This is a genomic window from Serratia sp. CY84636, assembly GCF_052166245.1.
GTDB lineage: Bacteria > Pseudomonadota > Gammaproteobacteria > Enterobacterales > Enterobacteriaceae > Serratia > Serratia nevei.
In genome coordinates this window covers 1-24,965 of the sequence record NZ_JBJNOX010000019.1, presented here as the reverse complement: position 1 = coordinate 24,965, position 24,965 = coordinate 1, and the positions used below count along the sequence as shown (strand labels likewise).

The following is a 24,965-nucleotide window of genomic DNA, read 5'->3' as shown; positions in this document are numbered from 1 at the left end:
GCGAGGAGAAGAAACGCGCGCTGATCGAATCCGGCCGCCGCGGCGTAGAGCGCTATTTCGCCTGGTACGACGCCGCCATGAAACAGGCAGCGTAACCGGTATTATCCCTGCCCGCGCGTACGGCCGGCGCGCGGGTAAAAAAATCCCCGCGGGGGCGGGGAAAGGCAAAGTAACGCTAAGGATTTATAGGAGTTATACGAAGAACTTGGCCAACACCAGCAGCGACAGCGAGACGTTGATAGCGCCCCCGATACGCGTCGCGATCTGGGCGAACGGCATCAGCGACATGCGGTTGCCGGCGGTGAGGATCGCGACGTCGCCGGTACCGCCCTGCCCACTCTGGCAGCAGGAGACGATCGCCACGTCGATAGGGTGCATGCCGATTTTCTTGCCGACGAAGAAACCGGTCGCCACCAGCGCGCTGACGGTTGTGACGATCACGATCAGATTCTGTACGGTGAACGCGTCCACCAGCTCCTGCCACGGCGTGATGGCCACGCCGACCGCGAACAGGATCGGATAAGTCACGGCGGTGCGGAAGAATTTGTACACCACCTGCGAGCCTTCCTGAATGCGCGGCGACACCCCGTGCGCCAGCTTCACCGCCACGGCGGCGAACAGCATGCCCACCGGCGCCGGCAGACCGATCAGGCGGTGCAGCAGCATGCCTACCATATACAGCAGGATGGCCAGCAGCGCGCCGCAGGCGATGGTGCTGACGTCCACCTTGCCGCTGATTTTTTCCACCGCGTTCATGTCGCTGTCGCCCTGCTTGCTCGGCATCAGGCTGCCTTCGCCGGTCAGGTGCGGATAACGCTTGCCCAGTTGGTTGAGCAGGCCGGCGATGACGATGGCAGTCAGGCTGCCGAGCATCACGATCGGCAGAATGCGCCCCAACGCCACGCCCTGCTCCATGTGCAGGATCGCCGCGTAGCCCATCGACAGCGGGATCGCCCCTTCACCCACGCCGCCGGCCATGATCGGCAGGATCAGGAAGAAGAAGATCTGGAACGGCTCCAGGCCCAGCGCCATGCCGACGCCCATCCCCACCAGCATGCCGACGATCTCGCCGCACAGCATCGGAATGAAGATGCGCAGGAAGCCCTGGATCAGCACCTGGCGGTTCATGCTCATGATGCTGCCGACAATGATGCAGCAGATGTAGAGATAAAGAATGTTGGTCGATTTGTAGAACTTGGTGGTCGACTCCACCACCACGTCCGGCAGCAGACCGTAGTGCACCAGCGCGGAAGGAATGAAGGTGGCGCAGATCGCCGCCGCGCCCATTTTGCCGATCAGCGGCAGGCGCTTGCCGAATTCGCCGCAGGCGAAACCGAAGAACGCCAGGGTGGCCACCATCACCACGATATCGCTCGGCAATTTGCCTTCCAGGCAGTCGAGCAGAATCAATACGCCGGCCAGAATAAAGAACGGTAACGGAATAATCCCTACTTTATAATTGTCCAGTATCCGCCACCATTTCTCACGCAGAGAAATATCGGCGGCCTTGTCTTTGGCTACGAGGTAAGAATCATCTGTTGTGCTCATAATCTGGCCTCTTATTAGTTTGTTCAGCCATCATAGAGAAGCGCACGGATTATCTGCTGTGATTATGTTCAAAGTTAAAAAGGGTTTTTAATGGTGGTTATGGTTTCTATGGGGTTAATTAAGATTATGTAAAAATCAGCGTGGTTTTAATGGTGTTAATACCGCTTTTATTTTAAAGCTTATCAACTTTATCGCAGACGAACAATTCTCGTCCGGTTCACTCTAATCCCGTGTGAGGGATCACAAGTTGATCGGGCGCAATATTACAGACCCCGCTTCTCGTGATAGGGTAAGGCTTCAGGATCTCTTTACGGTGAAGCACCGCCATGCGCCTCAAACTCTCATTTCAAATCAAGCTGTTTCTGTGCCTGGTGGCCTTCTCCTGCCTGCTGCTGACCTGTATCGGCGCCTATACCTATTACCAGCTGGATGCGCAGCTGCACCGCGATCTCGGCGCCCGCGCCCAGGTACAGGCGCGGGAAATCGCCCTCATTCCTTCGCTGGTGGACGCAGTGGAGAACAACGACGCCGCCCGGATCGCCGCGCTGATGAAAAAAATCCGCGCCAGCAGCGACGCCAGTTATATCGTCATCGGCGATAATCATGCCCGCCACCTTTATCATTCCGAATATGAAGGCCGCCTGGGCACGCCGATGATCGGCGGCGATAATAAAGAGGTGCTGGAAGGAAAAAGCATTATTTCCATTCGCAAGGGCGGCATTGGCGTTTCATTGCGCAGCAAGGCGCCGATCGTGGATGAAAATAATCACGTGATCGGCATCGTTTCCGTCGGCTATTTGAAATCGCATATCGATAATTTAAATGCCAGGACGTTGACGCAAATTATCGGCTCCATCGTCCTGCTGCTGATCGCCCTGTTCGTCTTTTCCTGGCTGCTGTCGAAAAACCTCAAGCGCCAGATGTTCTGGCTGGAACCGAAAGAGATCGCGCTGCTGGTACGCCAGCAAAAAGCGCTGCTGGAAGCCATCTATGAAGGGGTGATCGCCATCGATCCGCAGCTGCGGATCATCACCATCAACCATGCGGCGCGCGAGCTGCTGGATCTGCACCAGCCCGCCGCCGGCTTGCTGGGCCGGCCGATCGGCGACGTGATCCAGGCGCAGCCGAACTTCTTCGCCGCCGCGCAGCTGGGCCAGGATACGCATGACGAGGTGTGCCGCTTCAACCACGTGCGGGTGATCGCCAGCCGGGTGCGCATCATGCAGGAACAGGAGCTGCAAGGCTGGGTGATCAGCTTCCGCGACAAGAACGATATCAATACCCTGAGCAGCCAGCTCAGCCAGGTGAAACGCTATGCCGACAACCTGCGCATCATGCGCCACGAGCAGCTGAACTGGACCGCGACGCTGGCCGGGCTGCTGCATATGCAGCGCTACGACGAGGCCATCCGCTACGTGGAGGCCCAGTCGGAGGGCGCGCAGGAAATCCTCGATTTCATCTCGCAGCGCTTCAGCTCGGCGGCGCTGTGCGGCCTGCTGCTGGGCAAATACTCCAGCGCCAGAGAAAAAGGCATTGAGCTGCGCTTCGATCCGGCCTGCCAGCTTCGGCAGATCCCAGCGGCGCTGAATGAGACCGAACTGATGTCGATCGTCGGTAACCTGTTGGATAATGCCGTGGAGGCGACGCTGCACTACCCGGCCCCGCACGAAGCGATCGAGCTTTATATCAGCGACGGCAGCGACGAGCTGGTGATCGAGGTGGCGGATCGCGGCACCGGCATCGCCGAGGAGATTCGTGATACGCTGTTTGAACAGGGCGTCACCACCAAAGCGGATAAAAGCGACCACGGCATCGGCCTGCATCTGGTCGCCAGCCACGTGGCGCAGGCGCACGGCAGCATAGAAGTGTCGGACAACGAGCCGCACGGCGCGATATTCTCTATATTTATCCCTAAATAAAACCCATAACCCGATTTTTTGAGCACCCGATTATGTCACACCAAGCACTGGACGTTCTGATCGTGGAAGACGAGCCGCAACTGGCGACGCTGCACGCGGAGTTCATCGAGAAAAATTTCAACCTGCGGGTGGTGGCTTACGCCGCCACGCTGGCCGAAGCGCGGGCCAAAGCCAATACGCATCAGCCGCGGCTGATCCTGCTGGATAACTTCCTGCCGGACGGCCAGGGCATCGAGCTGATGGAAGAACCGGCGGTGAAGAACCCCGCCTGCTCGGTGATCTTCATCACCGCCGCCAGCGACATGCATACCTGCAGCCAGGCGATCCGCAACGGCGCCTTCGACTACATCATCAAGCCGGTGTCTTACAAGCGGCTGCGCAATTCGCTCGAACGCTTCATGCAGTTTGTGCAGACCCAGCGCACCTTCAAGATTATCGATCAGGACAACGTCGATGCGCTGTACAACCTGCAGTCGAAGCAGTTCTCCAGCGAGCCGAGCGCCAAAGGCATCGAAACCAATACCCTCGAGCTGGTGCAGGCGCTGTTTATCGCCCAGCCGGCGGTGGCGCATGCGGTGGAAGACGTGGTGGAGCAGGTCGGCATCAGCAAGACCACCGCCCGCCGTTATCTGGAATATTGCGTCGCCACCCAGTTCGTGCGGGTGGAGATGCTGTACGGCAATATCGGCCATCCGCGGCGGCTGTATCGCAAGGCCTGAGGCTGCCATCTGGCTGTCATATTACGGCGATAACATAGCGCCCGACGATATCCCCCTCGATATCGGCACCTGTCGTTAAAACTGATGAAATACTGATGACTTTTGCCCGGCCTCTGGTCGGGTTTTTTATTATCCGAACGGCAGACGCAGAAGCGAAATATCTCATTGCTTCACGCCACGTTATTTCCCCCCAAAACCAATCCATTATGGCGAATAACGGCCGTCAATTTTGAGTCACGGGCCAAATTACCATAACTAATTAAAACCTTGATGTAAACCACTAATATCCCATTTAAACGACATTCAGGGTTGTCTCAGATATTCACTGTGTTAGGGTAAAAAGCTCTTTTATTTTGCTAAGGACAGCTCATATCGCTTTAATTAAACCAGAGGAAACAGCAAATTGCATGGCAATTAAACTCGAAGTAAAGAACCTGTATAAGATATTTGGCGAACACCCGGAACGCGCATTCAAACTGCTGGATAAAGGTCTGACAAAAGATCGGCTGTTTGAAAAAACCGGCTTATCGCTCGGCGTAAAAGACGCCACTCTGGCCATTGAAGAAGGCGAGATATTTGTCATCATGGGGCTCTCCGGTTCCGGCAAGTCCACTCTGGTACGCCTTCTCAATCGTCTGATAGAACCCACCCGCGGTCAGGTGCTGATCGACGGTGAGGACATCGCCAAAATATCTGACACCGCGCTGCGCACCGTGCGGCGAAATAAGATCAGCATGGTATTTCAGTCATTCGCGCTAATGCCGCACATGAATGTCCTGAATAATACCGCCTTCGGTATGGAATTAGCCGGCATACCGCTGCAGGAGCGCCAGGAAAAAGCGCTGGACGCCCTGCGTCAGGTCGGGCTGGAGAATTATGCGCTGTCTTATCCGGATGAATTATCCGGCGGTATGCGCCAGCGCGTGGGATTAGCCCGCGCCCTGGCCAATAACCCGGATATATTATTGATGGACGAGGCCTTCTCGGCGCTCGATCCGTTAATTCGTACCGAAATGCAGGATGAGCTGGTGAAATTACAGGCCCAGCATCAACGCACCATCGTGTTTATTTCCCACGATCTGGACGAAGCGATGCGCATCGGCGATCGCATCGCCATCATGCAGGGCGGTGAGGTGATCCAGGTCGGTACGCCGGACGAGATCCTGAATAACCCGGCCAACGACTATGTGCGCACCTTCTTCCGCGGCGTGGACATCAGTCATGTGTTCAGCGCCAAGGATATCGCCCAACGGCGCCCGGTGACGCTGATCCGCAAAACCCCCGGTTTTGGCCCCCGTTCGGCGCTGCAGCTGCTGCGCGATGAGGACCGGGACTATGGTTATGTGGTTGAACGCGGGAAGAAATTTATCGGCGTAGTGTCGATAGAGTCGCTGAAAAAAGCGCTGTCCGCCAATCAAACGCTGGACGATGCCCTGCTCGAGGCCCCCGCCGCCGTGCCGGCCGACACGCCGCTCAGCGATCTGATCTCCCTGGTCGCCCAGGCGCCGTGCGCGGTGCCGGTGGTGTGCGAAGAACATAACTATCTCGGCATCATCTCCAAGGCCATGCTGCTGCAGGCGTTGGACAAGGAGGGCTCCGCCAATGAGTGATACCACGCAAACCCAAGATCCCTGGGCTACCGCACCGGCCGATGCCGGCGCCGCACCCGCAAACGATGCCGCCACCAACGCCGGCGACGCCTGGTCCAGCGCGCCGCCGCCGGCCGCCCATGACGCCGCCGCGTCAGGCGCCGATTGGCTCAGCGGCGCCCCGGCGCAGCCGGAGCACTTCAGCCTGATCGATCCGTTCCACAAAGCCTGGGTGCCGTTCGACACCTGGGTCACGCAAGGCATCGACTGGCTGGTGCTGCACTTCCGCCCGCTGTTCCAGGGTATCCGCGTGCCGGTCGACATGATCCTGAGCGGCTTCCAGCAGCTTCTGCTGGGCATGCCGGCGCCGATCGCCATTCTGGTGTTTTCGCTGCTCGCCTGGCAGGTCTCAGGCCTCGGCATGGGCGCCGCCACGCTGCTCTCCCTGGTCGCCATCGGCGCCATCGGTGCCTGGTCGCAGGCGATGGTCACGCTGGCGCTGGTGCTGACCGCGCTGTTCTTCTGCATTCTTATCGGCCTGCCGCTCGGCATCTGGCTGGCGCGCAGCAAGCATGCCGCCAAGGTGATTAGACCGCTGCTCGACGCCATGCAGACCACCCCGGCCTTCGTCTACCTGGTGCCGATCGTCATGCTGTTCGGCATCGGCAACGTGCCGGGCGTGGTGGTGACCATCATCTTCGCGCTGCCGCCGATCGTGCGCCTGACCATTCTGGGCATCAAGCAGGTGCCGGAGGATCTGATCGAGGCCGCCGAATCCTTCGGCGCCAGCCCGCGTCAGCTGCTGTTCAAGGTGCAGCTGCCGCTGGCGATGCCGACCATCATGGCCGGCGTTAACCAGACGCTGATGTTGGCGCTGTCGATGGTCGTCATTGCCTCGATGATCGCCGTCGGCGGTCTGGGCCAGATGGTGCTGCGCGGCATCGGCCGGCTGGACATGGGCCTGGCCGCCGTCGGCGGCGTCGGCATCGTGATCCTGGCGATCATTCTCGATCGCCTCACCCAATCGCTGGGGCGCGATCGCCGCAGCAAAGGCATCAGCCGCTGGTATCGCCGCGGCCCCATCGGGCTGCTGACTCGCCCGTTCATCAAACAGGCCTGACGCTTTTCCCGCCGGCGGCTGCGGCCCCGGCGGGCTATGACACCACCACATCGAAAAAAGGGGAAACACTATGCGCACTACGGGCATCTGGGCTCTCGCCCTGACGACGCTGATTGGCTCACAGAGCGTGAGCGCGGCAGATTTACCCGGCAAGGGGATCGCGGTACAGCCGGTGCAAAGCACCATTTCCGAAGAGACGTTCCAGACGCTGCTGGTCAGCAAGGCGCTGGAAAAATTGGGTTACGACGTGAAGGAACCGCGTGAAGTGGATTACAACGTCGCCTACACCTCGATCGCCTCCGGCGACGCGACCTTTATCGCGGTCAACTGGGATCCGCTGCACGCCGATCAGTACAAGGCCGCCGGCGGCGACGCCAAGTTCTACCGCGAAGGCGTCTACGTCAACGGCGCCGCGCAGGGCTACCTGATCGACAAGAAAACCGCCGAACAGTACCACATCACCAACGTCGAGCAGCTCAAGGATCCCAAGATCGCCAAGCTGTTCGACACCAACGGCGACGGCAAGGCCGATCTGACCGGCTGCACCCCGGGCTGGGGCTGCGAAGCGGTGATTAACCACCATATCAAGGCCTATGGCCTGAGCAATACCGTCGAACACAACCAGGGCAACTACGCGGCGATGATCGCCGACACCATCACCCGCTACAAAGAGGGCAAACCGGTGCTGTATTACACCTGGACGCCGTACTGGGTCAGCGATGTGATGGTGCCGGGGCGCGACGTGGTCTGGCTGCAGGTGCCGTTCTCCTCCCTGCCGGGCGAGCAAAAGAACGTCGACACCAAGCTGCCTAACGGCGCCAACTACGGCTTCCCGGTCAACACCATGCGCATCGCCGCCAACAAGCAGTGGGCCGAAGCCAATCCGGCGGCCGCCAAGCTGTTCGCCATCATGAAGCTGCCGATCGCCGACATCAACGCGCAAAACTTGCGCATGCATGAAGGCCAGGCTTCGGAAGCCGACATCCAGAACCACGTCAACGGTTGGATCAAGGCGCACCAGGCCACCTTCGACGGCTGGGTGAAAACCGCCGCCGAAGCGGCGAAGCCGTAACCGTTCAGGGGCGCCGCCTGTGCCGCGCCCCTACCCCGCCATATCGATGCCGCTGAAATGCAAAAAGCGCTCTGCGATAGTCGACATGGGCCGCGGCCAAATGCAATACACCTGGCGCCGCGGCCCGTCTTCAATCGGAATCGACACCAGCGCGCTTAAGCGTTGCGCGGTCGAAATCGGTACGATGCCCGCCGCCAGCCCGCGCCGCACCAAATTCTCCAGCCATTCGATATGATCGATTTCAAAACTGACGTGCCGACGAATGCCCGCCGCCTGAAAGGCGCGATCGGTTTGGCGCCGCGCGCCGGTGCCGCTGTAGAAATCCACCAGCGGCACTTCCGCCAGCGCCTGCAGGTTCACCCGCTCGCGGCCGGCCAGCGGATGCTGCGGCGCCACCAGCGCCACCAGCGGCTCATCGGCCAACTGCCGGTGCGACATCGGCAGCAGATCGGCATCGCCCGGCCAGATGCCGACGAACGCCATATCGCATTTTTGCTGGCGCACGTCTTCCAGCAACGCTTCGCTCATGCCGACGTACAGGCGGATATTCACCGCCGGATAGTGGCGATGAAACTTGTCGAGCCTTTCGGTCAGAGCCATCACGTTTATCGTTGAAATGGTGCCGATGGTCAGGGTGCCGGACACCGCGCCGTCGGCCGCCGTCACCTCCTCCACCAGCGCCTGCTGCGCCGCCAACAGGCGCTGCGCAGGGGCCACGAAAGCCTGGCCGGCCGGGGTCAACCGCACCCGACGCGAAGTGCGTTCAAACAGCGTGCAGCCCAGCTCCTCTTCCAGTTTGGCGATCTGGTGGCTCAGCGCCGACTGCACCGTATGGCAGCGCTGCGCCGCCCGGGTAAAGTTCAGCTCTTCCGCCACCGCCAGCGCATAGCGGATCTGTTTCAGGTTCATGGCATCTATCTTGAAATGAGATAAATAAAATGAAAATTATACATTGGTTTCCCGGCGTGCGTTGCCGGATACTGCGCGCCATCTTCTTCCCGTGATGAAAAAACCATGAGCCAACAAAACGCCCACCCGGGCCTCAGCCCGGCGCTGACCGTGCTGATCGCCATCGCTACCGGCCTGGCGGTCGCCAGCAACTATTACGCGCAGCCGCTGCTGGAAACCATCGCCACCGGCTTCAACCTGTCGGTCAATCAGGCCGGCTTTATCGTGACCGCCGCGCAGCTCGGTTACGCCACCGGGCTGCTGCTGCTGGTGCCGCTCGGCGATATGTTCGAGCGCCGCGGGCTGATCGTGTTCATGACGCTGCTGGCCGCCGGGGGCATGCTGATCACCGCCACCTCCGCCACCCTGCCGATGATGATCCTCGGCACCGCGCTCACCGGGCTGTTCTCGGTGGTGGCGCAGATCCTGGTGCCACTGGCTGCCACGCTGGCCCACCCGGAAAAGCGCGGCAAGACCGTCGGCATCATCATGAGCGGCCTGCTGCTCGGCATCCTGCTGGCGCGTACCGTCGCGGGGGCACTGGCGTCGTTCGGCGGCTGGCGCACCATCTACTGGGTCGCCAGCGTGCTGATGATCCTGATGGCGCTGATCCTGTGGCGCGCGCTGCCGCGCTATAAGCAACACTCCGGGCTGAACTACCCGCAGTTGCTGGCCTCGATCTTCAGCCTGTTCTGCCGCACGCCGCTGCTGCGCACCCGCGCCATCCTCGGCGCTCTGTCGTTCGCCAACTTCAGCGTGCTCTGGACCTCCATGGCCTTTCTGCTCGCCGCGCCCCCGTTCAACTATTCCGAGGGGGTGATCGGGCTGTTCGGCCTGGTGGGCGCCGCCGGGGCGCTGGCCGCTTCACGCGCCGGGCATCTGGCGGACAAGGGCAAAGCCGGATTGACCACCACCGTCGGCCTGGTGCTGCTGCTGCTGTCCTGGATACCTATCGCGTTCGCCAAACAATCGCTGTGGGCGCTGATCGCCGGCATCCTGATCCTCGATCTGGCGGTGCAGGCGGTACACGTCACCAACCAGAGCGTGATGTACCGCATCATGCCGGACGCGCGCAACCGCCTGACCGCCGGCTATATGACCAGCTACTTTATCGGCGGTGCCCTCGGTTCACTGCTCTCCGCCTCGGCCTATCAGCATGCCGGCTGGTACGGCGTGGCCGCCGGCGGCGGGGTGTTATGCCTGCTCAACCTGCTGACCTGGTGGCTCGGCAAGCACCACGATCCGCAGGGGCCGGCGACAATCTGATTATCGTGCAAATAGTCACTTAAGAAATTTATTAGCGGTGCAGGGTATAAACATTACTTACTCTCTGGTAATGTTCTGGGCATAAACTATTGAAGTCCTATCTACCCTGCGACCCACAACCATGCAAAGCCAAGCTGCAGACAGCCTCAATCCGCCCGCCGTCAGCGCCACCTTCGCCAACGGCGTCGTCGACAGTTTGCCGATCGTCATCGGGTATGTCCCGGTGGCGTTCGCCTTTGGCCTCAGTGCCGTCAAACTGGGCTTTTCCCCGCTGGAAAGCATTTTCTTCTCCTGCATTATCTACGCCGGTGCCAGCCAGTTCGTGATCACCGCCCTGTTGAGCGCCGGGATGTCGCTGTGGGTCTCCGCGTTGACGGTGATGGCGATGGATGTGCGCCACCTGCTCTACGGCCCGGCGCTGCGCCACCGCATCGTCTCGCGCATGTCGCCCGGTAAAACGGCGATGTGGGCCTTTGGCCTGACCGATGAGGTCTTCGCCGCCGCTACCGCCAGGCTGATGCGCAATAACCGCAGCTGGAGCGAAAACTGGATGCTGGGCATCGCGCTCTGTTCCTGGCTTTCCTGGGTGGCCGGCACCGCGCTCGGCGCGCTGTTCGGCAACGGCCCGCTGGAGCAGTTCCCGGTGATCGAAGCCTCGCTGGCCTTCATGCTACCGGCGCTGTTTCTCAGTTTCCTGCTGGCCGCCTTCCGGCGCCCGCAGAGCCTGACCATTGCTGCCGCATTGGCCGGCGCGCTGCTCGGCGTGGTGCTGTTCTCCATTCCGGTCGCCATTTTGGCCGGTATCGGCGCCGGTTGCGTCGCCGCCCTGTTCCAGCCCGCCCCTGCGGAGGCCAACCATGAACACTGATGTGCTGGTGATCGGCCTGGTGGTGGGCTGCGCCAATTACCTGTTCCGTTATCTGCCGCTGCGGCTGGCGCCGGCGCGCGCCCAGCCCGGCCTCAAACGCGGTAAAGCCGCCCTGTTGCTCGACAGCATCGGCATCGCCTCGATCTGCGCCCTGCTGGTGGTCTCCAGCACGCCGGTCGTCATGCGCGAACCGGACAAGCTGCTGCCGACGTTGGTGGGGTTCGCCGCGCTGGCGCTGTGCTTCTACCGCAGCAAAAGCATCATTCTGTCGACGCTGCTCGGCGCGACGGCCTTTGGCGTCACATTAAAGCTGTTAATGCTTTTCGGTCCGGGCTGACGCCGCTCCCGATCGTTTGGCTTCACTTTGGCGTTTTCATGCGTCACATCTTTACAAACACTGACAAATGACACGAATTGCTAAATTATCCGCACGGCTGAACATTTACATTATTAGTCACCGTCGTTACTATCTCGAACGAAATTAATGAGGCCCTAAATTATGGAAAGCTCGTTTGCCCCCATAGAACAAATGCTGAATTTCCGCGCCACCCGGCAGAAAGATTTCCCTTATCAGGAAATCCTGCTGACCCGCCTGTGCATGCACATGCAAGGCAAGCTGCTGGAAAACCGCAATAAGATGCTGAAGGCGCAGGGGATTAACGAAACACTGTTTATGGCGCTGATCACCCTGGATGCGCAGGAAAGCCACAGCATCCAACCTTCTGAGCTAAGCTCTGCCTTAGGCTCCTCGCGCACCAATGCGACCCGCATCGCCGACGAGCTGGAGAAACGCGGCTGGATCGAGCGCCGGGAAAGCGACAACGATCGCCGCTGCCTGCATCTGCATCTGACGCCGCAGGGGGAAGAATTTCTCAGTCAACTGCTGCCGCCGCAGCACCAATGTCTGCATTTCCTGTGGTCCACGCTGACCGACGATGAGCAAAAACAGCTGGAACAGCTGACGCGCAAATTGCTGGCACGTCTGGATCAAATGGAAATCACAGAACAGTTATCCTAATTCACAATTTCTGTTCAGGTACCTACTTATGCGATCCCCATTTCACTGGAGATTCACCCCGCTGTTCGCCGTGTTGCTGCTGGCCGGGTGTGCTTCGACCGATAATATTGCCCCGCAATCCACGCTGATGGATCCGCAGAGCCTGCAGTTGGCTCAGCCGAAAGTCAGTTCGCTGACCGTCAGCCCGCAGTGGTGGCGCGCCCTCAAGGATCCGCAGCTGGACGCCTTGATGACGCAGACGCTGCAAAGCTCGCCGACCCTGCGGCAGGCCGCCGCCCGCGTGCGCGAAGCGCAGAGCGTGGTGGGTGAAGCCAGCGCCGCCAACGGGCCGAACCTGGATCTGAACGCCAGCACCCAACGCCAGCGCGTGCCGCAAAACGTCAATATGGGGCTGGGGTATCCGCATAAGCCGATCTACGAAAGCTCCAATTCACTGGGGCTGAACCTGGCGTACGAGTTCGACTGGTGGGGCAAATACCGCAACCAGGTGAACGCCGCCAAGGCGCAGGTCAACGCCGCGCGCGCCGAGCAGGAACAGGCGGCGCTGACGCTGACCAGTTCGGTGGCGTCCGCCTACTATCAGCTGCAGAGCAATCTGGCGCTCGAGAAGCTGCTGCAGCAGGAAGTGAACAACAATGAGCGCCTGACCGCGCTGCGCCAACAGCGCTATCAGGCCGGCCTGACCGGCGTCGACGTGCCGCAACAAACCCAGGCACAGTCCGACGTCGCCAAGCAGCAGATCCTGCAGCTGCAATCGCAGATCGAGCAGCTCAGACACCAGCTCGCCGCGCTGGCCGGCCAGGGGCCGAACGCCATGCAGCACCTGCGTCAGGTGCCGTTGCCCGCAGACAACCTGATGGCGCCGCAGGGCGAGCTGACGGCGGATCTGCTGGGCAAACGCCCGGACATCGCCGCGCAACGCCAACTGGTGGAGTCTTACAGCCAGCGCGTCAGCGCCGCGCGTAAAGAGTTTTACCCCAGCCTGACCATTTCAGCCTTCGCCGGCCTGATGACCACCAATACCAGTGGTACCAGCCCGAACCTGTTTGAAGCGGCCAGCCAGGCCTGGAACGTGATGCCGGCGATTTCGCTGCCAATCTTCCACGCCGGGGCGCTGCGCAGCAAGCTGGGCGAGGAATCCGCGCTGTATGACGAAGCGGTGGAATCCTACAACCAAACCATCCTGAATGCGGTACAGGAAACCGCCGACGCCATCACCATCCAGCAGAGCTCTGCGCAACAGCAGCTGCAGGCGGCGTCCGCGGCCCAGTCGATGCAACAGGTGTATCAGGTCGCCAACGCCCGTTACCAGGCAGGGATTATCGGGCGCGACGATCTGTTGACCAGCCAGACGCAGCTATTACAGCAGCAACAGGCGGAGTTGAATGCCAGCAGCAATTTACTGCAGGCGAAGATAGGACTGATCCGCGCGCTGGGCGGTGGCTATCAGGCCCCGGCCGCAGCGGATTCGAAAGCATAATAATATAAGGCTTGGAGAACACCATGAGCGCAAGCGCGGAAATCCAAAACCCGCAGCAGCCGAACGGCAAAAAGAAGCAGCGTAAATTTTGGCTGCTGTTGCTGACGGTTATTTTCATTGTTATAGGGGTGGCTTACTTAGTGTATTGGTTCCTGGTGCTGCGTCATCACCAGGAAACCGACGACGCCTACGTCTCCGGCAACCAGGTGCAGATCATGGCCCAGGTGTCCGGCAGCGTGAACAGCGTCAATTTCGACAACACCGACTACGTCAAGCAGGGCGACGTGCTGCTGACGCTCGATCCGACCGATGCCGAGCAGGCGTTTGAACGCGCCAAGACCGGCCTGGCCAACAGCGTGCGTCAGACCCACCAGCTGATCATCAACAGCAAGCAATATCAGGCCAACATCGCCCTGCGCAAGACCGATCTGAGCAAGGCCGAGAACGATCTGAAGCGCCGCGTGGTGCTGGGCAGCGTTGACGCCATCGGCCGCGAAGAGCTGCAACACGCTCGCGATGCGGTCGACAGCGCCAAGGCCGCGCTGGAAGTGGCGGTGCAGCAATACAACGCCAATCAGGCGATGGTGCTGAACACCCCGCTGGAACAGCAGCCGGCGATCCAACAGGCCGCCGCGCAGATGCGCGATGCCTGGCTGGCGCTGCAGCGTACCAAAGTGATCAGCCCGATCACCGGCTATGTCTCGCGCCGCAGCGTGCAGGTTGGCGCGCAGATCGCCGCCGGTTCGCCGCTGATGGCGGTGGTGCCGGCCGATCACATTTGGGTTGACGCCAACTTCAAGGAAACCCAGATCGCCAACATGCGCATCGGCCAGCCGGCGACGGTGGTCAGCGACGTCTACGGCGACGACGTGGTGTATCAGGGCAAAGTGGCCGGTATCGACATGGGCACCGGTAGCGCCTTCTCCCTGCTGCCGGCGCAAAACGCCACCGGCAACTGGATCAAAGTGGTGCAACGTCTGCCGGTGCGTATTGAGCTCGACGCCAAGCAGGTGGCCGATCATCCGCTGCGCATCGGTCTTTCTACGCTGGTGACCGTCGACACCGCCAACCTGGACGGCCGCGTGCTGGCCGACGTGGTGCGCGACAAACCGCTGTATCAGAGCGACGCGCTGGCGTTGAATCTGGCGCCGGTTAACCAGCTGATCGCCGACGTGATCCATGCGAACGCCGGCTAAGCGCGCGGGAGGCCATCTTGCCACAGAAACCGCTTGAAGGCGCCCAGCTTGCCTGGATGACGGTCGCGCTCGCCATGGCGACCTTCATGCAGGTGCTGGACTCCACCATCGCCAACGTGGCGATCCCCACCATTTCCGGTAACCTCGGGTCTTCCAACTCGCAGGGCACCTGGGTGATCACCTCGTTTGGCGTGGCGAACGCCATCTCGATTCCGATCACCGGCTGGCTGGCGAAGCGCTTCGGCGAAGTGCGGCTGTTCCTCTGGTCCACCGCGCTGTTCGCCCTCGCCTCCTGGCTGTGCGGCATCTCCAACAGCCTCGGCATGCTGATCTTCTTCCGCGTGATCCAGGGCGTGGTGGCCGGGCCGCTGATCCCGCTGTCGCAGAGCCTGTTGCTGAACAACTATCCGCCCGCCAAGCGAGCGATGGCCCTGGCGCTTTGGTCGATGACCGTTATCGTCGCGCCGATCTTTGGGCCAATCCTCGGCGGCTACATCAGCGACAACTACCATTGGGGCTGGATCTTCTTCATCAACATCCCGATCGGCGTCTTCGTGATCGTGGCGGCGATGGCGACGTTGAAGGGGCGGGAAACCAAAACCGAGATCAAACCGATCGACACCGTCGGCCTGGTATTGCTGATCGTCGGCATCGGTTCGCTGCAGATCATGCTCGATCAGGGCAAGGAGCTGGACTGGTTCAACTCGACCGAGATCATCACGCTCACCGTCGTCGCGGTGGTGGCGCTGCTGTTCCTGGTGGTGTGGGAGCTGACGGACGACCATCCGGTGGTGGATCTGTCGCTGTTCAAGTCGCGCAACTTCACCATCGGCTGCCTGTGTATCAGCCTGGCCTACATGCTGTACTTCGGCGCCATCGTGCTGTTGCCGCAGCTGCTGCAAGAGGTGTACGGCTATACCGCCACCTGGGCGGGGCTGGCGTCGGCGCCGGTTGGGCTGATCCCGGTGCTGCTGTCGCCGATCATCGGCAAGTTCGGCAACCGGCTCGACATGCGCCGGCTGGTCACCTTCAGCTTCATCATGTATGCCGTGTGCTTCTACTGGCGCGCCTATACGTTTGAACCGGGCATGGACTTCGGCGCTTCCGCCTGGCCGCAGTTTGTCCAGGGCTTCGCCATCGCCTGCTTCTTCATGCCGTTGACCACCATCACGCTGTCCGGCCTGCCGCCGGAACGCATGGCGGCGGCGTCGAGCCTGTCGAACTTTACGCGAACGCTGGCGGGGTCGATCGGTACCTCGATCACCACCACCCTGTGGACGCAGCGCGAATCGCAGCACCATTCGCAGCTGACGGAGTTCGTCAACCCGTACAACCCGCAGTCGCAGGAGATGTACCGGCAGCTGGAGCAGCTCGGCATGAGCAAACAACAGGCGTCGGCGTATATCGCCAACGAGATCACCGCGCAGGGCCTGATCATCTCCGCCAACGAGATCTTCTGGCTGTCGGCCGGGGTATTCCTGGTGCTGCTGGTGCTGGTGTGGGTGGCGAAACCGCCGTTCAGCTCCGGCGGCGGTGGGGGCGGCGGCGCTCACTAAGCTTCAATAAACGAAACGGGCGCCCTGGGGCGCCCGTTTTTTTATCCGACGTAGAACAGATTACGCCTGATTCTGACGCCACCAGTCCGCCAGCAGAATGCCGGTCGCTACGGAAACGTTCAGGCTTTCCACCTTGCCGGTGCCGCCGATAGACACGTTCATGTCGCCCTGCTGCCAGGCGCTGTCGCTCAGACCGTCACGTTCCTGGCCCAGCACCAGCACCATCTTGGCCGGCAGCTTGGCCTGCGCCAGCGCGGTGCCTTTGTGGCTGGAGGTGGTAACGATGGTGTAACCCGCCTTGCGGAAGGTGTCCAGCACCGACAGGAAATCGTCGGCGTTGATCGCCTTGATGTGCTCCGCGCCGCCTTCTGCGGTACGCACCGCCGCGCCGGATTCCAGCAGCGCCGGATCCTGCAGCAGCACGCCGTTGACGCCGAAGTGAGCGCAAGAACGGACGATAGCGCCCAGGTTATGCGGGTTACCCACTTCTTCCAGCGCCAGCACGCAGTCGGTCGCCGGTGCGCTTTTCAGGTAGGTCTGCGCATCCAGGCCCTGACGCTTTTTGATCAGGAAGCAGACGCCGCCGTGGTGCTCGGTGCCGGAAGCCTTGGCCAGCTCTTCCTCATCCACCACGTGGTAAGCCTTGCGGTTAGCCGCCATCCAGCGCAGCGCTTCGCGGAAACGCGGGGTGACCGACTGCACGAACCAGGCGCGCACGATCGCTTCCGGGCGGCTGGCGAACAGCGCCTGACAGGCGTTTTCACCGTAAACGCGGGTTTCTTCCGCGCGCTGGCGGCGCAGCTGTTCCGGATCGATAAAGCTTTTGCCGCTGATACCGCCGTGATCGAACGCCGGCTCTTCATTCGGCGCGCGAGAAACGGTTCTCCACGGCGACTCGTTGCCACCGCGATCTTCAGTACGCGCCGGACGGCGAGGACGATCGCTTTCACTGCGGCGGGAGTCGGCACCGCGGCGATCGTTGCCGCCGCGCGCCTTGTCTTGACCGGTGCGGCCGGAGCGCGCACCGTCAGCCGGACGGCCTTTGCCGGCCGGACGTTTATTCTTGTTGCGGTCGTCGCCGTTGTCGTCGTCATTGCGGACGTACATCACTTTGACTTTACCGTTCTTGCCACTAAATGAATCGTTCATTGTCTTCTCCACCAACGCGCAGGGCGCGAAGATTACCTGATGTTGGTGCACGAAGCCACCAACTTGCGCTAAAAGCTCCCAACTATCACATCCATTGAACAAACCTCATTGTTCATGCGCCGGGTTTTGCCGATAATTGTCAGCATTAAAGAAACATCTCCGCAACTGCGTTGCGGGGACCATGCTTTCTCTGTACCCGAGGTCAACATGAATACAGTTTGTGCAGCTTGCAATGCCACCAACCGCGTGCCGGAAGAACGTTTGGCGGACAACGCGAAATGCGGCCGCTGCGGCCATGAGCTCTTCGACGGTGAAGTGATCAACGCCACCGCCGCCACGCTGGACCAGCTGCTGCAGGACGATCTGCCGGTCGTGGTCGATTTCTGGGCGCCATGGTGCGGCCCGTGCCGCAGCTTTGCGCCGATCTTTGAAGACGTGGCCGAAGAGCGCGCCGGCAAAGTGCGCTTCGTGAAAGTGAACACCGAAGCCGAGCCGGAGCTGAGCGCCCGTTTCCGCATCCGCAGCATCCCGACCATCATGGTGTTCCGTCAGGGCAAGATGGTCGACATGCTCAACGGCGCGATGCCAAAAGCGCCGTTTGACAACTGGCTCAACGAGTTAGTGTGATTCGGCAAGTATAGGCCGTATCCCGCCATCGCGCGCGAACGAGCCCCGATCGAGCCCGCCCCTCCCGGCGGGCTTTTTTCTGCGTTACAATGGCGGTTTTTCCCCAGGATCGTTATGACCGACAACGCCGTACTTCGCCTGCGCCAATTCCGTTTAGACCGCGCCACCCGCCCTTTTCTGGCGCGCGGTTGCCGGGTGGCGCGTTGTCAGGGTTGCCTGCTGCCGCATAAAAACTGCCTGTGCGACACCATTCGCCCGCAGCAGGCCGGCAGCCGTTTCTGCCTGATCATGTTCGGCGCCGAGCCGCTCAAGCCCAGCAACACCGGCCGCCTGATCGCCGATATCCTGCCGGACACCCAGGCGTTCCTCTGGTCGCGCACCGAAGTCGATCCGGCCCTGCTGGCGGCCATCAACGATCCGGCGCGGCAGCCTTATGTGGTGTTCCCCGCTTCCTACGCCGACGCCGAACGGCCGGTGTTCAGCGAGCTGCCCGCCGGCGGCAAACCGCCGCTGTTCATTATGCTGGACGGCACCTGGGCGGAAGCGCGCAAAATGTTCCGTAAAAGCCCGTACCTCAATCAATTCCCGGTGTTTTCCCTCAACGTCGACGCGGCATCGGACTACCAGCTGCGCGAAGCCAGCCGCGCCGAGCAACACTGCACGGCGGAAGTGGCCGCCGCCCTGCTGCAACAGGCGGGCGATCTGCCGGCCGCCGACGGATTGAATCAGCATTTCCGCTATTTCCGTCAACAATATCTGGCGGGAAAACCGACCCGGCCGGAGGCACCGGTCACAGCAATGTAGCCAGAAAGCGCCTAAAATCAGGCGTAACGTTGCCAAAAGGAGCCGTGCATGAGCCAGCGAGGGTTAGAAGCGCTACTACGTCCCAAATCGATCGCCGTGCTGGGCGCTTCGCAGCAGCCCGGCCGCGCCGGCAACCTGATGATGAGCAACCTGCTGGCCGGCGGTTTCGGCGGGCCCATCTTGCCGGTCACGCCGCGCTACAAGGCGGTCTGCGGCGTGATGGCCTACCCCGACGTCGCCAGCCTGCCGCTGACGCCGGATCTGGCGATCATCTGCACCCACGCCAAACGCAATCTGGCGCTGATTGAAGCGCTGGGCCAACGCGGCTGTAAAACCGCCATCGTACTCTCTTCGCCGCCGGAACAGTTTGCCGAGCTGAAGGCCTGCGCGCAGCGCTACGCCATGCGGCTGTTGGGCCCCAACAGCCTGGGGCTGCTGGCGCCGTGGCAGGGCATCAACGCCAGCTTCTCGCCGGTGCCGATCCAAAAGGGCAAGCTGGCGTTTATTTCGCAGTCCGCCGCCGTGGCCAACACCATTCTCGACTGGGCGCAGCAGCGCGAAGTCGGCTTCTCTTACTTTATCGCACTGGGCGACAGCCTGGACATCGACGTCGACGACCTGCTCGACTTTTTGGCGCGCGACAGCAAGACCAGCGCCATTCTGCTGTATCTGGAAAACATCAGCGATGCGCGGCGCTTTCTCTCCGCCTCGCGCAGCGCCTCGCGCAACAAGCCCATTCTGGTGATCAAAAGCGGCCGCAGCCAACAGGCGCAGCTGTTGCTCAACAGCCAGCTGGGGCTGGACGCCGCCTATGACGCCGCCATCCAGCGCGCCGGCCTGCTGCGCGTGCAGGATACCCATGAGCTGTTCTCGGCGGTGGAAACCCTCAGCCATATGCATCCGCTGCGCGGCGAGCGGCTGATGATCGTCAGCAACGGGGCGGCGCCGGCGGCGATGGCGCTGGACGAACTGCTCGGACGCAACGGCAAGCTGGCCACGCTGAGCGATGAGAGCCTGGCGACATTGAGCGACGCGCTGCCGGATTTCATCCGCGCCGGCAATCCGCTCGACCTGCGCGATGATGCCACGCCGCAGCGCTTCCTGGCGGCAATCGAAGCGCTGCTCGACAGCCACGACTATGACGCGCTGCTGTTAATCCACGCGCCGAGCGCGGCGGCGCCGGGCACCGCCACGGCGGAACGGCTGATCGAGGCGCTGCACCGCCATCCGCGCGGCAAACGCATCACGCTGCTGACCAACTGGTGCGGCGAATACTCTTCGCAAGAGGCGCGCCGGTTATTTACCGAGGCCGCCATTCCCACCTACCGCACGCCGGAAGGCGCGGTGACCGCCTTTATGCATATGGTGGAATATCGCCGCAACCAGAAGCAGTTGAAGGAGACGCCGGCGCTGCCGGTCGGCCTCACCGCCAACACCGCCGACGCCCACCGCCTTATCCATCAGGCGCTGGCCGAAGGCGCCACCCAGTTGGATACCCACGAGGTGCAATCCATCCTGCAGGCCTACGATCTGAGCACCCTGCCGACCTGGATTGCCGAGGACAGCGCCGAAGCGGTACACATTGCCGAACAGATCGGCTACCCGGTGGCGCTGAAGCTGCGTTCGCCGGATATCCCGCACAAATCGGAAGTTCAGGGCGTCATGCTCTACCTGCGCACCGCGACCGAAGTGCAGCGCGCGGCGGAGGCGATCCTCGACCGCGTGAAGCGCACCTATCCCCAGGCGCGTATCCATGGCCTGCTGGTGCAGAGCATGGCCAACCGCGCCGGCGCCCAAGAGCTGCGCATCGCGGTAGAGCAGGATGCGATTTTCGGCCCGCTGATCATGCTGGGCGAAGGCGGCGTAGAGTGGCGCCAGGAAAATCAGGTGGCGGTCGCGCTGCCGCCGCTGAACATGGCGCTGGCGCGTTATCTGGTGCTGCAGGCGGTGAAAGGCGGCAAGATCCGCGGGCGCAGCGCGCTGCGGCCTTTGGATATCCCCGGGCTGAGCCGCCTGCTGGTGCAGGTCTCCAACCTGATCCTCGACTGCCCGGAGATCGCCCGGCTGGATATTCACCCGGTGCTGGCCTCCGGCAGCGAGTTCACCCTGCTGGACGTTTCGATGCAGCTCGCGCCGTTCAGCGGCGATCCGCAGGCACGGCTGGCGATCCGCCCTTATCCGCAGGAGCTGGAAGAGACCATCGCGCTGAAAGACGGCAGCCAATGCCTGTTCCGCCCAATCCTGCCGGAAGACGAGCCGGCGCTGAAGCATTTCATCGATAGAGTGACCAAGGAAGATCTCTATTATCGCTACTTCAGCGAGATCAACGAGTTTACCCATGACGATTTGGCCAACATGACGCAGATCGACTACGATCGAGAAATGGCCTTTGTAGCGGTGCGCGCAGACGAGATCATCGGCGTGACCCGCGCGCTGTCCGATCCGGACAACACCGACGCCGAATTCGCCGTGCTGGTGCGTTCCGATCTGAAAGGCGTGGGCCTGGGCCGTCAGCTGCTGGAGAAAATGATCGCCTATGCGCGCGCTCATGGCCTGACTCGCCTGAGCGGCATCACCATGCCGAATAACCGCGGCATGATCGCACTGGCGCAGCGGCTGGGCTTTGGCATCGAGGTGCAGCTTGAGGACGGCATCGTCAATCTGACGCTGCCGCTGCAGGCCGCCGACGCGCAGTGACCTGCGTCGCAATGCGCTACGAATCCACCACTTAACGCCAAAACATACGCACAATCGAGGCAACTAATGGTATTATCGCCCGATTATTCGGTTTATTGTTTTTAAGCCTGTGGCGTTCCGGCCATCAATCATGAGAGAAGAAACGCACTGTGATGTTGTCAAAATTTAAACGTAGCAAACATCAACAACACCTTGCACAACTGCCCAAACTCCCCCAGACGGTTGCTGATGTTCGTACGCTGTACGCGCCGTCCGACTTTCGCACCACGCTGCTGGACGCCATCGCCAACGCCACCCAACGTATCTATCTGGTGGCCCTGTATCTGGAGCATGACGACGCCGGGCGCGAGATCCTCAACGCGCTGTATCAAGCCAAGCAGCAGCGGCCCGAGCTGGAAATCTGCGTGCTGGTCGACTGGCACCGCGCACAGCGCGGGCGCATCGGCGCCGCCGCCGCCAATACCAACGCCGACTGGTACTGCGCCATGGCCAGCCAACATCCAGAGCAGTCGGTGCCTATCTACGGCGTACCGGTCAATACCCGCGAAGCGCTGGGCGTACTGCACCTGAAGGGCTTCGTGGTCGACGATACCGTGATCTACAGCGGCGCCAGCATCAATGACGTCTATCTGCATCAGCATGAGAAATACCGTTACGATCGCTATCAGCTGATCACCAACGAGGCGTTGGCCGATATCCTGATCGATTACATCAAGCAGCATCTGCTCACCGCCGGCGCCGTACAGCGCCTCGATCGCAGCGATCGGCCGAAAAGCCCGGAGATCAAAAACGAGACCCGTCTGTTCCGTTTCGCCCTGCGCCGCGCCGGTTACCACTTCCGCGGTAAAGCCGGCAACGATGAGCTGGCGGTGACGCCGCTGGTTGGGCTTGGCAAGCAAAGCGTGCTGAATAAAACCATTCACCACCTGATGTCGTGCGCCGACCAGAAACTGACGCTGTGTACCCCCTATTTCAACCTGCCGGCGCTGCTGGTGCGCAACATCATTTATCTGCTGCGCCAGGGCAAACAGGTGGAGATCATCGTCGGCGACAAAACTGCCAACGACTTCTATATTCCGGAAGACCAGCCGTTCAAAATCATCGGCGCGCTGCCCTACCTGTACGAGATCAACCTGCGCCGCTTCCTGAGCCGCTTGCAGCGTTATGTCGACACCGGCCAGCTGATCGTGCGTCTGTGGAAGGATGGCGATAACAGCTATCACCTGAAAGGCATGTGGGTAGACGAAGAGTGGCAGCTGGTCACCGGCAATAACCTCAACCCGCGCGCCTGGCGGCTGGATCTGGAAAACGCCATTCTGATCCACGATCCCAAGCAGGAAATGCGCGAGCAGCGGCAAAAAGAGCTGGAATGCATCCGCACCCACACCACCGTGGTCGGCCATTATCAGGAGCTGCAAAGCATTCAGCAGTACCCGATCAAGGTGCGCAAGCTGATTCGCCGTCTGCGGCGCATCCGCATCGATCGGCTGATTAGCCGTATCCTGTAAGATGTACTCTGACCCCGGCCAAGGCCGGGGTTTTTATTACAGCTGTATCTCCTTGCCTTTGCGATGCAGCCGGAGCGAGACCAGCAACGCCAGCAGGCACATGCCGGAAACGTACCAGAAGAAAGCGTTCTCCACGCCGAACGATTTCAGCGACAGCGCGACATATTCCGCCGAACCGCCGAACAGGGCATTCGCTACCGCATAAGACAAGCCTACCCCTAACGCCCGCACCTCCGGCGGGAACATCTCGGCTTTAAGCAGCCCGCTGATCGCGGTGTAGAAGCTGACGACGAACAACGCCAGCACGATCAGGCCGAACGCCATAAAGGGATTGGTCACCTCTTTCAGGGCAAACAGAATTGGCACCGTCAACACCGTGGCCAATGCCGAGAAGATCAGCATCGAGCTGCGACGGCCGATTTTATCCGAGAACGCGCCGACTGCCGGCTGCAGCAGCATGAAGACGAACAGCGCGACGGTCATGATGGCGCTGGCCAGCTTGGCGTCCATACCGGCGGTGTTCACCAGATATTTCTGCATGTAGGTGGTGAAGGTGTAGAAGGTCAGCGAACCGGCGGCGGTAAAGCCCAGCACCATCAGAAACGCTTTGCGGTTTTTCCACAGCCCCGTCAGCGAACCGGCATCCTTGTGGTTACGCGTCTTCGCATCGGAGGTTTCATTCAGAGAGCGGCGCAGGTACAGCGCCACTACCGCCAACACGGCCCCCAGGGCAAACGGAATACGCCATCCCCAGGCCTTCAGCTCTTCGCCGGACAATATTTGCTGCAGGATCACCAAGACCAGCAGCGCCAGCAGTTGCCCGCCGATCAGCGTGACATACTGGAACGAGGCATAAAAGCCACGGCGGCCCTTGATCGCCACCTCGCTCATGTAGGTAGCGCTGGTGCCGTACTCGCCGCCCACAGACAGCCCCTGGAACAGGCGCGCGATCAACAGCAGCGCCGGTGCCCAGCTGCCGATCGACTCATACGTCGGCAGACAGGCGATCACCAGCGATCCGGCGCACATCATGCAGACCGAAAGCAGCATTGAGTTTTTTCGGCCATGTTTGTCGGCAATATAGCCGAACAGCCAGCCGCCGATAGGTCGCATAAAGAAGCCGGCGGCGAATACCCCGGCGGTTTGCAGCAGCTGCGTGGTGCTGTTGCCCGCCGGAAAAAATGAGGCGGCAAAGTAGATTGAGCAGAAGGAGTAAACGTAAAAATCAAACCACTCCACCAGATTGCCTGACGAAGCCCCAACGATAGCGAAAATGCGTTTTTTGTTATCCAGCGCCCCCTGTTCGACGCCGCGCTCACCCTCAAGAGCCGAGGTTGTTTCTGTCATGATATGTTCTCCGAGCCATAGCAATGATGAAATTCGGCTTCCTGCCGCCCTGGTTGTTACTTTATTGTTATTTATAAGTTAACAGCCAAACTTAATAGCGGACGAAGAATATCTGGAGTTCATTCAAAAAATGAATTGGTTTTGTGATGAATATAGAATCGTGAGATGAAAGATGAAGCGGGTTACAACGGGGATTTTCCATTTTACGCATAGCAAAAAGCCCTGAACGTCAGTTCAGGGCTTTCGGCTTTGTTTGATGCCTGGCAGTGTCCTACTCTCGCATGGGGAGACCCCACACTACCATCGGCGCTACGGCGTTTCACTTCTGAGTTCGGCATGGGGTCAGGTGGGACCACCGCGCTATTGCCGCCAGGCAAATTCGTTTTATTCCAACCGCGCCACTCCCGTGTCGCCATCAGAACCAATCTCGGAACTTCGCTGAAAATCTCTCTAAAAACACCTTCGGTGTTGTAAGGTTAAGCCTCACGGATCATTAGTACTGGTTAGCTCAATGCATCGCTGCACTTACACACC

At 60.8% G+C, this 24,965-nt stretch carries 20 protein-coding genes and 1 rRNA gene; 16 read left to right on the top strand and 5 right to left on the bottom strand.

Features of this window, described 5'->3' with window-relative positions; genetic code table 11:
- Positions 1-192 precede the first annotated feature (192 nt).
- Complete coding sequence (locus ACJ8QI_RS24480) at positions 193-1,548, bottom strand: 2-hydroxycarboxylate transporter family protein (RefSeq protein WP_060441094.1); 1,356 nt, start codon at positions 1,546-1,548, stop codon at positions 193-195.
- Between the two features lie 326 nt (positions 1,549-1,874).
- Between ACJ8QI_RS24480 and ACJ8QI_RS24475 the strand changes: the two genes are divergently transcribed.
- The 5 genes from ACJ8QI_RS24475 (at position 1,875) to proX (ending at position 7,967) form a co-directional block, all read left to right on the top strand.
- Positions 1,875-3,467 carry an ATP-binding protein gene (locus ACJ8QI_RS24475; RefSeq protein ID WP_442533191.1) on the top strand — a complete coding sequence of 531 codons (1,593 nt, stop codon included), beginning with the start codon at positions 1,875-1,877 and terminating at the stop codon, positions 3,465-3,467.
- Between the two features lie 32 nt (positions 3,468-3,499).
- Positions 3,500-4,186: a response regulator gene (locus tag ACJ8QI_RS24470; RefSeq protein WP_048234594.1), complete on the top strand. Its 687-nt coding sequence runs from the start codon at positions 3,500-3,502 to the stop codon at positions 4,184-4,186.
- 407 nt (positions 4,187-4,593) lie between these two features.
- Positions 4,594-5,796, top strand: a complete 1,203-nt coding sequence (gene proV / locus ACJ8QI_RS24465) for a glycine betaine/L-proline ABC transporter ATP-binding protein ProV (RefSeq protein WP_038872840.1) — start codon at positions 4,594-4,596, stop codon at positions 5,794-5,796.
- Positions 5,789-6,895: a glycine betaine/L-proline ABC transporter permease ProW gene (gene proW / locus ACJ8QI_RS24460; RefSeq protein ID WP_442533190.1), complete on the top strand. Its 1,107-nt coding sequence runs from the start codon at positions 5,789-5,791 to the stop codon at positions 6,893-6,895. The genes proV and proW overlap by 8 nt, the downstream gene beginning before the upstream one ends.
- 70 nt (positions 6,896-6,965) lie before the next feature.
- The gene (gene proX / locus ACJ8QI_RS24455) at positions 6,966-7,967 is read left to right on the top strand and encodes a glycine betaine/L-proline ABC transporter substrate-binding protein ProX (protein WP_033635697.1); all 1,002 of its coding nucleotides are present in this window, start codon (positions 6,966-6,968) and stop codon (positions 7,965-7,967) included.
- Between the two features lie 30 nt (positions 7,968-7,997).
- On the opposite strand, the gene ACJ8QI_RS24450 is transcribed toward proX, so the two are convergent.
- Positions 7,998-8,876, bottom strand: coding sequence for a LysR family transcriptional regulator (locus tag ACJ8QI_RS24450; protein WP_442533189.1), 879 nt, complete (start codon positions 8,874-8,876; stop codon positions 7,998-8,000).
- A 105-nt stretch (positions 8,877-8,981) separates the two neighbouring features.
- Here ACJ8QI_RS24450 and ACJ8QI_RS24445 point away from each other — a divergent pair, with 105 nt between their 5' ends.
- The 7 genes from ACJ8QI_RS24445 (at position 8,982) to emrB (ending at position 16,299) form a co-directional block, all read left to right on the top strand.
- Positions 8,982-10,181, top strand: coding sequence for an MFS transporter (locus tag ACJ8QI_RS24445; RefSeq protein WP_442533188.1), 1,200 nt, complete (start codon positions 8,982-8,984; stop codon positions 10,179-10,181).
- Between the two features lie 121 nt (positions 10,182-10,302).
- On the top strand, positions 10,303-11,049 hold the full coding sequence (locus tag ACJ8QI_RS24440) for an AzlC family ABC transporter permease (RefSeq protein ID WP_038872849.1): 747 nt from the start codon (positions 10,303-10,305) through the stop codon (positions 11,047-11,049).
- A complete protein-coding gene (gene ygaH / locus ACJ8QI_RS24435; RefSeq protein WP_033635704.1) occupies positions 11,039-11,386 on the top strand; it encodes an L-valine transporter subunit YgaH in 348 nt (115 codons plus the stop codon). The genes ACJ8QI_RS24440 and ygaH overlap by 11 nt, the downstream gene beginning before the upstream one ends.
- A gap of 162 nt (positions 11,387-11,548) precedes the next feature.
- Positions 11,549-12,067: a transcriptional repressor MprA gene (gene mprA, locus ACJ8QI_RS24430; RefSeq protein WP_025160249.1), complete on the top strand. Its 519-nt coding sequence runs from the start codon at positions 11,549-11,551 to the stop codon at positions 12,065-12,067.
- A 28-nt stretch (positions 12,068-12,095) separates the two neighbouring features.
- Positions 12,096-13,547 (top strand): efflux transporter outer membrane subunit, encoded by a 1,452-nt coding sequence (locus ACJ8QI_RS24425; RefSeq protein ID WP_442533187.1) that lies wholly within the window; start codon positions 12,096-12,098, stop codon positions 13,545-13,547.
- Between the two features lie 23 nt (positions 13,548-13,570).
- Positions 13,571-14,743, top strand: a complete 1,173-nt coding sequence (gene emrA, locus ACJ8QI_RS24420) for a multidrug efflux MFS transporter periplasmic adaptor subunit EmrA (RefSeq protein ID WP_033635707.1) — start codon at positions 13,571-13,573, stop codon at positions 14,741-14,743.
- 17 nt (positions 14,744-14,760) lie between these two features.
- Positions 14,761-16,299, top strand: coding sequence for a multidrug efflux MFS transporter permease subunit EmrB (gene emrB, locus ACJ8QI_RS24415; RefSeq protein WP_038872860.1), 1,539 nt, complete (start codon positions 14,761-14,763; stop codon positions 16,297-16,299).
- Between the two features lie 60 nt (positions 16,300-16,359).
- On the opposite strand, the gene ACJ8QI_RS24410 is transcribed toward emrB, so the two are convergent.
- Positions 16,360-17,448: a tRNA/rRNA methyltransferase gene (locus tag ACJ8QI_RS24410; protein ID WP_197658747.1), complete on the bottom strand. Its 1,089-nt coding sequence runs from the start codon at positions 17,446-17,448 to the stop codon at positions 16,360-16,362.
- 207 nt (positions 17,449-17,655) lie between these two features.
- Here ACJ8QI_RS24410 and trxC point away from each other — a divergent pair, with 207 nt between their 5' ends.
- From trxC to pssA, 4 genes are all read left to right on the top strand, one after another.
- A complete protein-coding gene (gene trxC / locus ACJ8QI_RS24405; RefSeq protein ID WP_004928868.1) occupies positions 17,656-18,075 on the top strand; it encodes a thioredoxin TrxC in 420 nt (139 codons plus the stop codon).
- 114 nt (positions 18,076-18,189) lie between these two features.
- Positions 18,190-18,879 carry a tRNA-uridine aminocarboxypropyltransferase gene (locus ACJ8QI_RS24400; RefSeq protein ID WP_060431249.1) on the top strand — a complete coding sequence of 230 codons (690 nt, stop codon included), beginning with the start codon at positions 18,190-18,192 and terminating at the stop codon, positions 18,877-18,879.
- 48 nt (positions 18,880-18,927) lie between these two features.
- A complete protein-coding gene (locus ACJ8QI_RS24395) occupies positions 18,928-21,576 on the top strand; it encodes a bifunctional acetate--CoA ligase family protein/GNAT family N-acetyltransferase (protein WP_049272601.1) in 2,649 nt (882 codons plus the stop codon).
- Positions 21,577-21,728: 152 nt separating this feature from the next.
- Positions 21,729-23,084, top strand: coding sequence for a CDP-diacylglycerol--serine O-phosphatidyltransferase (gene pssA / locus ACJ8QI_RS24390; RefSeq protein ID WP_442533186.1), 1,356 nt, complete (start codon positions 21,729-21,731; stop codon positions 23,082-23,084).
- Positions 23,085-23,120: 36 nt separating this feature from the next.
- Here pssA and ACJ8QI_RS24385 read toward each other — a convergent pair whose 3' ends face one another.
- Complete coding sequence (locus ACJ8QI_RS24385) at positions 23,121-24,431, bottom strand: MFS family transporter (RefSeq protein ID WP_147840222.1); 1,311 nt, start codon at positions 24,429-24,431, stop codon at positions 23,121-23,123.
- Positions 24,432-24,689: 258 nt separating this feature from the next.
- A 5S ribosomal RNA gene (gene rrf, locus ACJ8QI_RS24380) occupies positions 24,690-24,805 on the bottom strand.
- Positions 24,806-24,965 lie beyond the last annotated feature (160 nt).